This window comes from Pseudomonas sp. KCJK9058 (assembly GCF_046230975.1).
Lineage (GTDB): Bacteria > Pseudomonadota > Gammaproteobacteria > Pseudomonadales > Pseudomonadaceae > Aquipseudomonas > Aquipseudomonas alloputida.
Window position 1 is genome coordinate 21,482 of record NZ_JBJJLR010000007.1, and the last position, 13,366, is coordinate 34,847.

Consider the following 13,366-nt stretch of genomic DNA (forward strand, 5'->3'; position numbering starts at 1 on the left):
CATGAGCTTCGTCAGCGTACAGAAACTGCAGAAAAGCTACGCCGGCAGCCCGGTGTTCGAGCGCATCGACTGCCACATCGAACGCGGCGAATTCGTCACCCTGCTCGGCCCGTCCGGCTGCGGCAAGTCCACCCTGCTGCGCTGCATTGCCGGGCTAACCTCGGTGGACAGCGGGCAGATACTGCTCGACGGCCACGACATCGTGCCGCTAAGCCCGCAAAAGCGTGGCATCGGCATGGTGTTCCAGAGCTACGCGCTGTTCCCTAACATGACCGTGGAGCAGAATGTCGCCTTCGGCCTGCGCATGCAGAAGGTCAAGGCCGATGAAAGCCAGCTGCGGGTACGCGAGGTGCTGGAGTTGGTGGAGCTGGGCAAGTTCGCCGGGCGCTACCCGCACCAGCTTTCCGGTGGCCAGTGCCAGCGCGTGGCCCTGGCACGCTCACTGGTCACCCGCCCGCGCCTGCTGCTGCTCGACGAACCGTTGTCGGCGCTGGATGCGCGTATCCGCAAGCACCTGCGCGAGCAGATTCGCGCCATCCAGCGCGAACTGGGGCTGACCACCATATTCGTCACTCACGATCAGGAGGAAGCGCTGACCATGTCCGACCGCATCTTCCTGATGAACCAGGGGCGCATCGTCCAGAGCGGCGATGCCGAAACCCTCTACACCGCCCCCGTGGACCTGTTTGCCGCCGGCTTCATCGGCAACTACAACCTGCTCGACGCCGACAGCGCCAGCCGCCTGCTGCAGCGCCCGGTGGCCAGCCGCCTGGCGATCCGCCCAGAGTCGATCACCCTAGGCGTGCACGGCGAGCTGGACGCCGAGGTGCGCAGCCACAGCCTGCTGGGCAACGTGATCCGCTACCGGGTGCGGGTGCGCGACGTGGAGCTGGTGGTCGATGTGCTCAACCGCTCGCCGGCCGACTTGCATGCGGACGGAAAACGGGTAAGCGTGTCGATCGACCCCACTGCGCTGCGGGAAGTGGCTTAAGGAGACTCAACACAATGGCACTGGCAATTTTCGATCTGGATGAAACCCTGATCCACGGCGACTGCGCATCACTGTGGAGCGAGCAGATGGCCCGGCTGGGCTGGGTCGACGGCAAGGATTTCCTGCGCCGCGACCATGAACTGATGGAAGCCTATGGCAGGGGCCACCTGCAGATGGAGGACTACATGGCCTTCAGCCTGGAGCCGATTGCCGGGCGTACCCTGGAAGAAGTCGAGCACCTGGTGGCACCGTGGGTCGAAGAAGTGATCGAGCCGATCATCTACGGTGACGCCTGCCGCTGCATTGCCAAGCACCGCAAGCGTGGGGATCGCATCCTGATCATTTCCGCTTCGGGGACGCACCTGGTCGGGCCGATTGCCGCGAGACTGGGCGTGGATGAATACCTGGCTATCGAGCTGGAGGCAGTGAACGGGGTGTACACCGGCAAGACCCACGGGGTGCTGACCTATCGTGAGGGCAAGATCACGCGGTTGCTGGAATGGCTGGATCAGGAGCAGGAGAACCTGGAGGGCGCGAGTTTCTATTCCGATTCGAGGAATGACTTGCCGTTGTTGTTGAAAGTGGATCACCCGCATGTGGTGAACCCGGATGCGGTGTTGCGCGAACATGCCGAGATCAATGGGTGGCCGATTCTGAGCTGGAGCTGAAGGTCTTTGTGGGCTGTGCCGGCCCCTTCGCGGGTAAACCCGCTCCTACATCGCACAGTGTTCAAATTGTGGCGATCCCGATGTAGGAGCGGGTTTACCCGCGAAGGGGCCAGGCCTGCTTACACCAGGCTAGGGTCGATCACCATCACCAGCTTGCCCGACACCTGGTTGGTCTCCAGCTCGGCATACGCCGCCTGGGCAAACTCCACCGGGTAGGTATCGACCAGCTGCGGCGACAACCGCCCCTCGGCGAACAGCGGCCATACTTGCTGCTGCAGTTCGCGCAGCAACTCGGCCTTGAAGCCGTCATCACGGTTGCGCAGGGTGGAGCCGGTAATTTCCAAACGCTTGCCCAGCACCTGGGCCAGGTCCAGTTCAAACTTGCGTCCGCCCATCAGGCCGATGATCACCCAGCGCCCGTCACGGGCCAGCAGCTTGAGGTTCAGCTCACCGTAGCCAGCGCCGACCGGGTCGAGAATCACATCGAACGGGCCGAAACCTTCCAGCGCGTCCAGGTTCTCGTTACGTACCACACCCCCCGCAGCGCCCAGCGCCTGGCAGTAGGCCAGGCGGTCCTGCGAACCGACGCTGACCCATACCGGGCTGCCGAACGCCTTGCACAGCTGGATGGCGGCCGAGCCAACGCCACTGGCGCCGGCGTGCACCAGCACCTTCTCGCCAGCCTTCACTGCACCGAGCTGGAAGATGTTCAGCCAGGCGGTGGCATACACCTCCGGCAACGCTGCTGCTTCATGCAGGCCAAGGCCCTCGGGCACCGGCAGTACATGACGGGCGTCGACCACCACTTCCTCGGCCATGGCGCCACTGGCCAGCAGGGCGCAAACGCGGTCACCCACGCGCCAGGCGGCACCAGCCCCCACTTCTTCAACCACCCCGGAACACTCCAGCCCCATGTATGGGCTGGCACCTGGTGGTGGCGGGTACAACCCTTTCATCTGCAGCAGGTCGGCGCGGTTCAGCCCCGCAGCGGCCACGCGAATGCGCACTTGGCCCGCGTCACAGGTCGGGCGTTCGGCCTCGACCCACTCCACATGTCCGTCAACGCCTTGCAATGCCTTCACAGTGCCTCCATAGTTGAATCATGACTGGGCCTGAGGTCGCTTACCTCAGGCCTTTTGCAGTATTTGCCCGGCTCCATGGAACCGGCAACGGAAAAGACGGCCTACTATGCGTGATCAATTGCCTCCACGTCGAATCAGCATGAAGCATTTCCTTCCAAGCACCGCACTGGCTGTGATGATCGGCCTGGGCAGCCTCACGCTCGGCGGCAATGCGGCGGCCGCCAACAAGTGGGACAGCCTGCAGCCCGACCGCGACGAGATCGTCGCCAGCCTCAACGTGGTGGAATTGCTCAAGCGCCACCACTACAGCAAGCCCCCCCTGGACGATGCCCGTTCGGCCATTATCTACGACAGCTACATCAAGCTGCTGGACCCGGCGCGCAGCTACTTCACCGCTGCCGACATTGCCGAATTCGATAAATGGAAAACGCAATTCGACGATTTCCTCAAGAGCGGCAACCTGGACCCGGGCTTCACCATCTACAAACGCTACCTCGACCGCGTCAAGCAACGCCTGGACTTCGCCCTTGCCGAGCTGAACAAGGGCGTGGACAAGATTGACTTCACCACCAACGAAACCTTGCTGATCGATCGCAAGGATGCGCCGTGGATGAAGAACCAGGCCGAGCTCGATGACTTGTGGCGCAAACGCGTGAAAGACGAAGTGCTGCGCCAGAAGATCGCCGGCAAGGAACCCAAGCAGATCCAGGAAACCCTGATCAAGCGCTACAAGAACCAGCTCGCGCGCCTGGACCAGACCCGTGCCGAGGACATCTTCCAGGCCTACATCAACACCTTTGCCCAGTCCTACGACCCACACACCAACTACCTGTCGCCGGACAACGCCGAAAACTTCGACATCAACATGAGCCTGTCGCTCGAAGGCATTGGTGCAGTGCTGCAAAGCGACAACGACCAGGTCAAGATCGTGCGCCTGGTGCCAGCAGGCCCGGCAGCCAAGACCAAGCAGGTGGCCCCGGCTGACAAGATCATCGGCGTGGCCCAGGGCAACAAGGAAATGGTCGACGTGGTGGGCTGGCGCCTGGACGAAGTGGTCAAGCTGATCCGCGGCCCGAAAGGCTCGGTGGTGCGCCTGGAAATCATCCCGGCCAGCAATGCGCCTAGCGACCAGACCAGCAAGATTGTGTCGATCACCCGTGAAGCGGTGAAGCTTGAAGAACAGGCGGCGAAGAAGTCGGTGCTCAAGCTCAAGCAGGACGGGCGTGACTACAAGCTGGGCATCATCGAGATCCCGGCCTTCTACCTGGACTTCAAGGCCTACCGCGCTGGCGACCCGGAGTACAAGAGCACCACGCGTGACGTGAAGAAGCTGCTCACCGAGCTGCAGAAAGAGAAAGTCGACGGCGTGGTCATCGACCTGCGCAACAACGGCGGCGGCTCGCTGCAGGAAGCCACCGAGCTGACCAGCCTGTTCATCGAGAAAGGCCCGACCGTGCTGGTACGCAACAGCGATGGCCGCGTCGACGTGCTGGAAGACGAAAACCCGGGGGCCTTCTACAAGGGCCCGCTGGCACTGCTGGTCAACCGCCTGTCGGCCTCGGCATCGGAGATCTTCGCCGGTGCCATGCAGGACTACCACCGCGCGCTGATCATCGGTGGCCAGACCTTCGGCAAAGGCACCGTGCAGACCATCCAGCCGCTCAACCATGGCGAGCTGAAGCTGACCCTGGCCAAGTTCTACCGGGTTTCCGGGCAGAGTACCCAGCATCAGGGGGTGCTGCCGGACATCGACTACCCCTCGATCATCGACACCAAGGAAATCGGCGAGAGCGCCCTGCCAGAGGCCATGCCGTGGGACACCATCCGCCCGGTGGTCAAGCCTGCGGCCGATCCGTTCAGGCCGTTCCTGGCCCAGCTCAAGGCGCAGCATGAGGCGCGCAGCGACAAGGATGCCGAGTTCACCTACATCCGCGACCGCCTGGCCCTCACCCAGAAGCTGATGAACGAAAAAACCGTCAGCCTCAACGAGCAGGAACGCCGTGCACGCCACGACAGCATCGAGGCCAAGCAACTGGCGCTGGAAAACACCCGCCGCAAGGCCAAGGGTGAAGAGCCGCTGAAAGAGCTGAAGAAAGAGGACGAAGATGCCCTGCCGGTCGAGGATGAAAACACCAAGCCGGAAGACGACGCTTACCTCGCGGAAACCGGTCGCATCCTGATCGACTACCTCAGTGCCAGCACCAAGGTGGCCAAGAAGTAAGGCACCTCAGCAATGATGGCAGAATAATGCGACCTGTCATCAAACAGTCATCGCGCTGTCGTGAAATATGAGGGCCGGGCATGCAGATGCCCGGCCCTCATTTTTCAGGAATCCATCATGACCGTTGCCGAACAGCTCAGTGCCTTGAGTGCCATCCTGGCTCAACGCCGTATTCACAGTCTGTTCCAGCCAATCATGTGCCTGAGTGAACATAGGGTGTTTGGCCATGAGGCGCTGAGCCGTGGCCCATCCAATAGCCCGCTGCATGCGCCGCTCAACCTGTTCACCATCGCCCGCCAGGCCGGCCGCCTGACCGAGTTGGAAGCCGCTTGCCGAGAAAGCGCCTGCCGACGCTTCAGCGAGCAGCAACTGCAGGGCAAACTGTTTCTCAACATCTCACCCGAATCGCTGCTGGAGCCGCACTACCCCTCTGGCCTGACCCTGAAACTGCTCGAACAGGTTGGCCTGCCGCCCAACCGGGTGGTGATCGAGTTGACCGAGCACACGCCCACCGACGACTTCCAGCTGCTGTCCAATGCCCTGCACCACTATCGCGACATGGGCTTCTCGATTGCCCTCGACGACCTGGGCGCGGGCTATTCCAGCCTGCGCCTGTGGTCGGAGCTGCGCCCCGAATACGTGAAGATCGACCGGCACTTCATCGACGGCATCCACCGTGACCCGCTCAAACGCGAGTTTGTAGGCTCTATCCTGCAGATTGCCCGGGCATCGAAGGCACAGGTGATTGCCGAGGGCATCGAGCTGGCGGAAGAGCTGGCGGTGCTGGTAGAGATGGGCGTGGACCTGGTGCAGGGTTATTTGCTAGGGCGGCCACAGGAGATGGGGGTACGCGACAGCGGGCTTTTACCAGCACTGACGCAGGTGCCACTGGCTGACCAACCGACAGTGCGCTTGAATGTCACGATCGGGCAGCTGCTGGAGCTGTTTGGCCGATACCAGCACCTGGAGGCATTGGAAGTGGTGGATGCCGATGGCAGAGGGTGCGGATTGATTCACAGGGATGCGCTGCCTGTACCGGCCTCTTCGCGGGTGAACCCGCTCCTACAACAGCCTGATTCCAACCCCCGATGTGTGGCCACCACCGTGGTAGGAGCGGGTTTACCCGCGAATACGGTAGCGGCGGCAACGTTGAACGGCGGGTGGAAATTGGCCAGCAGGCCCGGCCCTTTCGCGGGTGAACCCGCTCCTACAACAGCCTGATTCCAACCCCCGATGTGTGGCCACCACCGTGGTAGGAGCGGGTTTACCCGCGAATACGGTAGCGGCGGCAACGGTGAACGACGGGTGGAGATTGGCCAGCAGGCCCGGCCCTTTCGCGGGTGAACCCGCTCCTACAACGGCCTGATTCCAACCCCGATGTGTGGCCACCACCGTGGTAGGAGCGGGTTTACCCGCGAATACGGTAGCGGCGGCAACGGAGAACGACGGGTGGAAATTGGCCAGCAGGCCCGGCCATTTCGCGGGTGAACCCGCTCCTACAACAGCCTGATTCCAACCCCCGATGTGTGGCCACCACCGTGGTAGGAGCGGGTTTACCCGCGAATACGGTAGCGGCGGCAACGTTGAACGACGGGTGGAAATTGGCCAGCAGGCCCGGCCCTTTCGCTCAGTGTCACCACCTGTAGCGAACAGGCTGGAATGGGTAACGCTTCAGGCCGTTTCGGGATAGCTGTACTCGAACACCCGAACCACCTCAGAAGCATGCCACGAGGCAGCCTCCATGCCATCGACCGGCCCGGTAAACCGCCCCAGGCGCTCGACACACTCAAAGAAGCCAGTTCGCGGCAAACGGCTGGCGCCTTGGCTGATCACCAGCGAACTGCGCAATGGCTGCTCGGCACGGGCATCCAGCACCGCCAGGTATTCCAGCGCGGCAGTCAGCGTCTGCATGGCCGGGCTGGGTAGCTGCAAGCGCTCGATCAGCGCTCGGTATGTCAGCAAGTGACGTTGACGACGGGCCAGGTCAAGCTCGCCCAGCAGGTTATCCCAGTGCTGACGGCTGATCCTGACCTGGCTCATGATGGCTCGCTCCAGCCAGCCACCCCCAGATGCCAGGCCAGGGCGCGGCGGATGGCAGCATCTGGCTGGCGTTCACCCGATTCGATCATGGCCAGATACGCCGGGCTCACCCCGACATTGCGCGCCAGTTGCTCCGGGGCAATGCCCTTGGCCTGGCGAATCTGGCCGACTTCGCTGAAGGCTGGCAGAGGGGCACTGGCAGCAACGCCTTGCGCCTCACTGGAAACCGCCTCGGCTGGTGCCTGCCCTGCAGCGCTGAGCAACGCCTGGTATTGCTCCCAGGGAACGACGGCGTACTCGGGTTGACCGTCCCGGCTGATGACCTGAATACCCATTACAAACCCCTTTAAAAAGGATTACAGCATGTAATCCGTAGGCATAACCCTTATGCCAATTATATTACCAACTCCGAGGTCTGTGCAGTTGAGGTGAGATTCAGTCCGGTTTCATTACTTGCTGCGCTCCAGCTGCAGCGCTTCCGGGGTAGCCGGCAGGCGCTCGACCACGCGCAGCCGTTCGGGTGCCTGGCTATCGCGCCAGGCCTTGAAGCGCGCCAACTCGTCGGCCACGGTTTTCAGCACCCAGCCCAGCACCGCGATGTCATCGAGGAAACCCACCCCCAGCAACCAGTCCGGGATGGCATCGATGGGGCTGACGAAATACAGCAGGCCAGCCACAACAGTGACCAGTGCCTTGGGGCTGATGGCACGGTACTCCCCCCTCCACCAGGCCAGGCACAGCGACTGCAGCAGCTTCACATCTTCACGCAGTTGGCCGAGGCGCGGGCCTTTGCGCGCCACCGCGAACAACAAGGCCGGCAAACGACCGCGGCTGAGCAGGCGCTCGGCCAATGGCAGGAAACGGGCAAAATTCCAGGGTGCGCTCATGGAGCCTCCGAGAGGAAAAGGTTATCCACATTTATTGTGGATAACCTTGTGAACAGGGCGACGTTTCCGACCCCAGGTGCCTGCCAGGCAAGGGGCCCGGTCAGATCGGGCGTTTTTTACACAGTCGTTTCACGCCATGACTACCTGCGCCGCAAACGATTTGCGTCAGAAACATCCTACTTCTTCACGCTGCATTTCCTCGGACAGTATCAGCTGTTGCAGGTTCGTCCAATCGGCACAAACGAAAACGCCCCAACAATGTGGGGCGTTTTCCGACAACCAGCCAATGTTACTGGGCAGGTGCTTCTTCAGGGGCTTCGGCCTGCGGCTCGGCACCTTGCAACTGGGCCGGATCCTTGATGGCGATCAGTTCCAGGTCGAACACCAGTACCGAGTTGGCCGGGATCAGCGGGCTTGGGCTTTGTGCGCCATAGGCCAGTTCAGCCGGGATGAACAACTTGTACTTCTCGCCGACGTGCATCAACTGCAAACCTTCGACCCAACCTGGGATCACACCGCTGACCGGCAGGTCGATCGGGCTGCCACGCTCGACGGAGCTGTCGAATACCTTGCCATCGATCAGCTTGCCTTCGTAGTGGACAGTGACCACGTCAGTCGGTTTGGGCTGCGGGCCGTCGGCCTTCTTGACCACTTCGTACTGCAGGCCCGAGGCCGTGGTGACCACGCCTGGCTTCTTGGCGTTTTCTTCCAGGAATTTCTTGCCGGCGGAGGCGGCTTCTTCGCTGGCCTTGGCCAGGCGCTCCTCGGCGCGTTTCTGCAATGCGGTGAAGGCCTCTACCAGCTCTTCGTCCTTGATGCGTTGTTCTTTCTTGCTAACGGCGTCTTCGATGCCGAGGGCGACTGCTTTCGAATCAAGGTCTTCCATGCCTTCCTGAGCCAGGCTCTTGCCCATGTTCAGGCCGATACCGTAGGAGGCTTTCTGCGCCGGAGTCTTCAGCTCGGGGCTGCTGGCTTGTTGATCGCAGCCAGCCAGTACCAGGCCTACCAGGGCAACCGCAGCCGCCAAACGATGCTGTTTCATGCTATTTCCTTGTTCATGCGCCATGAGGGCAATCAGGGTAAAGCCGCGAGCTTATCAGGCGGCCATGACCAATGGCTACCGGCATAGGAGCGGGTTTTCGTAAGGAAGTTCAGTCATTAAAAGCTTCTTCATCGAAGCTTTACAGCCATTGGCCATTATTGACCCTTTGTGCCGGGTTTGCCGGGCTTTTGTGGCTTTTTATTTCTGCAGGTTCTGAGGTCGGAAACATCAGGGTGATCGGCGCTTTTCACAGGGGCTAAAACAGGTCAGGGAGCCCCCGAAAACCTCAAGGATACCGACCCTCTCGATATTCCCCCGCCACCTCCCGCAGCACCTCTCCCACCCACTGGCCCGGCAAACTCAACGGCAAGGCGGCATTGCGGCAAATCCCCACCGACCCTCCCGGCTCGCGCACACCCAGGTCAAGCTCGACCAGTTCGCCACGGCGCAGGTCGAGCAGCACGGCATCACGCGGCGCCACCCACAGGCCATCGCTGCCCAGCAGGTAGCGCCGGCTCAGGGCAAGCGACAGGGTTTCCAGGCGCTGCGCCGGCATCTGGATGCCGCATTGCACGAACAGGCTGTCGGCGTGCTGGCGGATGGTGGTGCCAGCGGGTGGCAGCACCAGCGGGTAACGCCCCACCTGCCCCCGCTCCACGGGCGTGCTGGCCAGCAGCGGGTGACCCGGGCGCACCACCAGGCTCATCGACTCGCTGTACAGGTGCTCGAACGACAACCCCTGGATTTGCGGACTGTCGGTCATGCGCCCCACCACCAGTTCCAGCTCCCCCAGGTGAAGCTGGCCAAGCAACTGCGCGCTGACCCCGGTGACCACGCTGATCACCAGCGCTTCATGGCGCTGATGCAGGCGGCACAGCACCTCGGGCATGAGCAGGCCTTCGACCGTGGACAGCACGCCGATGCGCACCTGCGACGGCGCCCGCGCTTCACCGCGCAGGCTGCTGACGCCATCGCGCAGCGCCTGCACGCTGGGCCCGGCGTAACGCATGAAGCGGGTGCCGGCCGGGGTCAGCTCGACACCCTGGCGGCTGCGCTCGAACAGGCGCGCCTCGAGCAGGTCCTCAAGCTCCTTGAGGGTCTTGGAAATCGCCGGCTGGCTGATCGACAGGCTATCGGCCGCCCTGGCCAGGCTGCCCTGCCGGGCAATCTCCAGGAAGCACAGCAGGTGGCGGTATTTGATGCGGGTGTCGAGGTTCATGGCAGCAAGCTTACCGCATCGCTACCTGCGGCGTATCCAGGTCTGCCGCCTCGTACTCACACCTGTCCATGCATGCCCAGGCCGGTGACGCACCTGTCACTTCTACCAGTAGCCGATCTTGGCGAAGCATTGCTCAATAAGCGTGCAGCTGTTTCATTGCGAATGGAGCTCAACGCCATGATCCGACCCAAGAAGCATTTCCCTTCTACCCAACCAGTGCCACCCTCTCCCGAGGCTCTTCAGCAGCAACCCGTTGCCCCCATCGATCTCAGTTATGGCGACAAAGGCCATGGCCACTTCACCCAAAGCGGCCGCGGCAACATGGGGTCGACGACCAGCGTACTGAGGAGCAAAGTGCGGCCGGCCCGGTTCTATGTGACTGGGAATCAAACCGATCCCGATGGGCTACACAGCGTTTTCATTGCCTGCCTGGACGCAAGTGGAAAGCGTGACACCACGTTCAATGGTAGCGGCATGTTCAACTTCACCCCGCCGCCCCCGGATCGCTACCGAAACGCCACTGGAGTCGTAGAGGACGAGACGGGCAATCTGCTGGTGACTGTGGAGCTTTTTGGGGCAGGAACCTCTCATTTGTGGAAGCTGACTGCGAAAGGCGAACCCGATCTGGGCTTTGGTCAAGGAAAGGGCTATATCGACACCGGCGCCTTGTTCGATGCAGATCTTGTGCTGGACAAAGTGGCCTGCCACCAGGAAGGGTTGGTGGCGACCGCGGTTCGATACGAAGCTGGGGATTTCAACGCGGTGGTCGTCGCCCTGGACAGCAATGGTAGAAGGGACCCCCAATTCGGTGAAAATGGGCTGCTGGCGTTGAGCGATCTGATTCCAGAAGGCTCACTGCACAGCCTTGAAGGCATTGCCGTCATCTCCCCAACCGCCGGGGTGCAGCGCATCGTGATCTGCACTGTCATGAAAAGCGATTCGGGCTGGTATTCAGTAACCAGTGGCCTGTCGATGGCGGGGCGTCTCGATGACACATTCGGCGAGGTGGGCCACCACTGGTCAGACGAGGGGATCATCAATAGCGGCTTCACGGTAGAAGACAGCAGCCAACGCATCACGTTGTACGGCCAGCACTACTCGATCGACGACGATCGCAGCCAACCGACCCTCTACCGACTGGACTATGCTGGCGAGCCTGCCCGCGAGTTCAACCAAGGGCAGGTAGTGCGTTTCGGCATCGACGGCGGGTGGGCCCATATTGAAGAAACCGAGGGGGGGCTAATAGGGTACGGTGGCTTCTTTAGCTTCAACATGGCAGTGCGCTACCAATCAAACGGCCAACTCGACACTCGCTTCTTCTCCCCGCACGGCTACGGTCAGTTTGGCGCGTATGTGCCGCAGGATGGTTTCTATACGACCGAGAATTCGATAGTAGTCGATACCGAGAACCAGCGCATGGTGGTGAGCGGGGAAGACGTACAGCAGGGCTACCGACTCCCCTGCCTGCTCGCCCTCTCTCTGAAACCGGTCCAGTAGTACGCCACGGCAGAAGCGGGCAGGCTTAAAGCATTGCCGCCTGCGGCGTATCCGGGTCGCGTTGCTGGCGGCGGAACTGGCCAGGTGGCTGGCCGTGGATCTGGCGGAAACGTCGAGAGAAGTAGGCTTCGTCGGCAAAGCCACAAAGCCGCGCCACCTCGTCCACCGGGGGCAGCTGCCATTGAGCAGTTCCCCCCGCCGGTGCCCCCCGTTGCAGCCCAAGCGCCAGGACCGGATCGTTATCCATCGACCACCAACGCCTATCATTTTTGCCAGTACCCGCAGCTATCCGGATCGCATTAAATGAGATCGCAAAAACCACTCCCCCAGTGACAGGTCATATCATGCATCCAAATATGGTTTTTTTTGCCCAGACTCAACACAACCCCCGTGATTACCAAGGCGAGCGTCAGGAACTCAAGGCGCCCATTGACGTAACCTATGCCGACAAAGGGCACCTTCACATCGGCGAGCCTATCGCGGATCCTAGAAACGCGGTTTCGCAAATCCTGGCAAGCAACTACTATCCCGAGCGATTTTACTTGAGAGGCGTCCACAACGGCACGAAACCTTTCATTGCGCGCACCTTGAAAGATGGCGAGCTGGATACGTCTTTCAACAAAACAGGTCTTGTCTATCTGACTGACCTGAGCACAGTTTTTGATTATCATAGTTTCTCTCATATGGCCGAGGATGCGGAGGGTCACATCCTGCTCACTATGATTGATCGAACCCAAGGCTTCACCCACCTGTGGAAGCTTAAGCCAAACGGAAAGCCAGATACTGATTTCGGCAGCAACAACGGCTACATCATCCTAAATAATTTTTTCAATTTTAAAGATATCACGCTCTACCAATTCACCACTTACAAGAACGACTATATCTTCTCAGGTTCCCTTGAAAACGCTCCCATCCTTTTCGTGCTCACCCATGAAGGTGTCCCACGCCAGAGCTTTGGTAAGCTAGGCATCCTCAAGATGCAAGATCTTATTCCGGACCTCCGTTATGTCATTGGGGCGCCTAAGATGCTGGAGGTTGGTGAGAAGGTGCGCATCATCATCTACACGCGCTATTTCAACGATTCGTCGAGCATAAACGGAATCGCAGCACTGACATTGTCCGGAGCGCTCGACCAGCGCTTCGCTGACAACGGGGTCTATTGGTCAAAGCCTGGCATTATCATTTATGATTTCACGCTAAATAACGCCAGTCAGCGCATCACCGTCCACGGCCAGGTGTGGTCCGAAGGGACCAGTACTCCCATGATCTATCGGCTAGACTACACAGGAAAACCTGCTAAAGAATTCAACGAGGGTCGTGTCGTATTATTCCCCATTGAGGGTGCCTGGGACTATATGACAGAGGCCGATGGAAAACTGGTAGGTTATGGTTCATTTCTCGATCGCGGCATGGCGGTGCGTTACCGTCTGGACGGCCAACTTGATACTACATTCGTGCCGCCGAATGGTTACGGTGTTTTTACGGCAATCGGGTCGCAACCAGGATTCTATGGTAACAGCCATTCCGCGACGGTAATGCCAGAAAGCCAACGCCTACTCGTAGCAGGGCGGGAAATACAGACGGGTTCCACCCCTTGTGTCATTGCCGTCTCATTGAAGCAATAAAAATGAGACTAACTGGCACTTCACCAGAGACTGCATAAACGTCTTGAGGCGAAGGTCAGACAAGGCGAAAACAGCCGAGGAAGCGGAGTTTACG

Annotated in this window: 12 protein-coding genes and 1 pseudogene; 6 read left to right on the forward strand and 7 right to left on the reverse strand. The window is 60.6% G+C overall.

Going from position 1 to position 13,366, the window contains the following annotated elements; genetic code table 11:
• The first annotated feature begins 1 nt into the window (after position 1).
• Both ACK59Z_RS06475 and ACK59Z_RS06480 read left to right on the forward strand, forming a co-directional pair.
• Positions 2 to 991 (forward strand): ABC transporter ATP-binding protein, encoded by a 990-nt coding sequence (locus ACK59Z_RS06475; RefSeq protein ID WP_003252548.1) that lies wholly within the window; start codon positions 2 to 4, stop codon positions 989 to 991.
• A gap of 14 nt (positions 992 to 1,005) precedes the next feature.
• A complete protein-coding gene (locus ACK59Z_RS06480) occupies positions 1,006 to 1,659 on the forward strand; it encodes an HAD family phosphatase (RefSeq protein ID WP_230064550.1) in 654 nt (217 codons plus the stop codon).
• A gap of 119 nt (positions 1,660 to 1,778) precedes the next feature.
• Here ACK59Z_RS06480 and ACK59Z_RS06485 read toward each other — a convergent pair whose 3' ends face one another.
• The gene (locus ACK59Z_RS06485; RefSeq protein ID WP_003252545.1) at positions 1,779 to 2,741 is read right to left on the reverse strand and encodes an NAD(P)H-quinone oxidoreductase; all 963 of its coding nucleotides are present in this window, start codon (positions 2,739 to 2,741) and stop codon (positions 1,779 to 1,781) included.
• A gap of 139 nt (positions 2,742 to 2,880) precedes the next feature.
• Between ACK59Z_RS06485 and ACK59Z_RS06490 the strand changes: the two genes are divergently transcribed.
• Both ACK59Z_RS06490 and ACK59Z_RS06495 read left to right on the forward strand, forming a co-directional pair.
• On the forward strand, positions 2,881 to 4,962 hold the full coding sequence (locus ACK59Z_RS06490) for a carboxy terminal-processing peptidase (RefSeq protein WP_003252543.1): 2,082 nt from the start codon (positions 2,881 to 2,883) through the stop codon (positions 4,960 to 4,962).
• A gap of 117 nt (positions 4,963 to 5,079) precedes the next feature.
• The gene (locus ACK59Z_RS06495) at positions 5,080 to 6,183 is read left to right on the forward strand and encodes an EAL domain-containing protein (RefSeq protein WP_409292649.1); all 1,104 of its coding nucleotides are present in this window, start codon (positions 5,080 to 5,082) and stop codon (positions 6,181 to 6,183) included.
• 450 nt (positions 6,184 to 6,633) lie between these two features.
• Here the strand turns inward: ACK59Z_RS06495 and ACK59Z_RS06500 are convergent, their stop codons facing one another.
• The 5 genes from ACK59Z_RS06500 to pcaQ form a co-directional block, all read right to left on the reverse strand.
• The gene (locus ACK59Z_RS06500) at positions 6,634 to 7,002 is read right to left on the reverse strand and encodes a hypothetical protein (protein WP_003252539.1); all 369 of its coding nucleotides are present in this window, start codon (positions 7,000 to 7,002) and stop codon (positions 6,634 to 6,636) included.
• Entirely contained in the window at positions 6,999 to 7,337 is a 339-nt protein-coding gene (locus tag ACK59Z_RS06505; protein ID WP_054888719.1) for a helix-turn-helix transcriptional regulator, read from the reverse strand. Before ACK59Z_RS06505 ends, ACK59Z_RS06500 begins: the two co-directional genes overlap by 4 nt.
• A 114-nt stretch (positions 7,338 to 7,451) precedes the next feature.
• The gene (locus ACK59Z_RS06510) at positions 7,452 to 7,889 is read right to left on the reverse strand and encodes a YkvA family protein (RefSeq protein WP_108191929.1); all 438 of its coding nucleotides are present in this window, start codon (positions 7,887 to 7,889) and stop codon (positions 7,452 to 7,454) included.
• A 289-nt stretch (positions 7,890 to 8,178) separates the two neighbouring features.
• The gene (locus ACK59Z_RS06515) at positions 8,179 to 8,931 is read right to left on the reverse strand and encodes an FKBP-type peptidyl-prolyl cis-trans isomerase (protein WP_003252534.1); all 753 of its coding nucleotides are present in this window, start codon (positions 8,929 to 8,931) and stop codon (positions 8,179 to 8,181) included.
• A gap of 286 nt (positions 8,932 to 9,217) precedes the next feature.
• The gene (pcaQ, locus tag ACK59Z_RS06520) at positions 9,218 to 10,150 is read right to left on the reverse strand and encodes a pca operon transcription factor PcaQ (RefSeq protein ID WP_003252533.1); all 933 of its coding nucleotides are present in this window, start codon (positions 10,148 to 10,150) and stop codon (positions 9,218 to 9,220) included.
• Between the two features lie 177 nt (positions 10,151 to 10,327).
• On the opposite strand from pcaQ, the gene ACK59Z_RS06525 reads away from it, so the two are divergent.
• The gene (locus ACK59Z_RS06525) at positions 10,328 to 11,647 is read left to right on the forward strand and encodes a hypothetical protein (RefSeq protein WP_108191930.1); all 1,320 of its coding nucleotides are present in this window, start codon (positions 10,328 to 10,330) and stop codon (positions 11,645 to 11,647) included.
• A 25-nt stretch (positions 11,648 to 11,672) separates the two neighbouring features.
• Here the strand turns inward: ACK59Z_RS06525 and ACK59Z_RS06530 are convergent.
• Positions 11,673 to 11,845, reverse strand: a pseudogene (locus ACK59Z_RS06530) (helix-turn-helix domain-containing protein); the annotation flags it as partial.
• A gap of 146 nt (positions 11,846 to 11,991) precedes the next feature.
• Here ACK59Z_RS06530 and ACK59Z_RS06535 point away from each other — a divergent pair.
• Positions 11,992 to 13,272, forward strand: coding sequence for a hypothetical protein (locus ACK59Z_RS06535; protein WP_237742413.1), 1,281 nt, complete (start codon positions 11,992 to 11,994; stop codon positions 13,270 to 13,272).
• The last annotated feature ends 94 nt before the right edge of the window (positions 13,273 to 13,366 follow it).

What these genes read in the sequence shown, in the direction of transcription:
- ACK59Z_RS06495 (WP_409292649.1), top strand. Translation starts at nt 5,080, where the DNA reads ATGACCGTTGCCGAACAGCTCAGTGCCTTGAGTGCCATCCTGGCTCAA.
- ACK59Z_RS06490 (WP_003252543.1), top strand. Translation starts at nt 2,881, where the DNA reads ATGAAGCATTTCCTTCCAAGCACCGCACTGGCTGTGATGATCGGCCTG.
- ACK59Z_RS06510 (WP_108191929.1), bottom strand. Translation starts at nt 7,889, where the DNA reads ATGAGCGCACCCTGGAATTTTGCCCGTTTCCTGCCATTGGCCGAGCGC.
- ACK59Z_RS06505 (WP_054888719.1), bottom strand. Translation starts at nt 7,337, where the DNA reads ATGGGTATTCAGGTCATCAGCCGGGACGGTCAACCCGAGTACGCCGTC.
- pcaQ (WP_003252533.1), bottom strand. Translation starts at nt 10,150, where the DNA reads ATGAACCTCGACACCCGCATCAAATACCGCCACCTGCTGTGCTTCCTG.
- ACK59Z_RS06515 (WP_003252534.1), bottom strand. Translation starts at nt 8,931, where the DNA reads ATGAAACAGCATCGTTTGGCGGCTGCGGTTGCCCTGGTAGGCCTGGTA.
- ACK59Z_RS06475 (WP_003252548.1), top strand. Translation starts at nt 2, where the DNA reads ATGAGCTTCGTCAGCGTACAGAAACTGCAGAAAAGCTACGCCGGCAGC.
- ACK59Z_RS06500 (WP_003252539.1), bottom strand. Translation starts at nt 7,002, where the DNA reads ATGAGCCAGGTCAGGATCAGCCGTCAGCACTGGGATAACCTGCTGGGC.
- ACK59Z_RS06525 (WP_108191930.1), top strand. Translation starts at nt 10,328, where the DNA reads ATGATCCGACCCAAGAAGCATTTCCCTTCTACCCAACCAGTGCCACCC.
- ACK59Z_RS06480 (WP_230064550.1), top strand. Translation starts at nt 1,006, where the DNA reads ATGGCACTGGCAATTTTCGATCTGGATGAAACCCTGATCCACGGCGAC.
- ACK59Z_RS06535 (WP_237742413.1), top strand. Translation starts at nt 11,992, where the DNA reads ATGCATCCAAATATGGTTTTTTTTGCCCAGACTCAACACAACCCCCGT.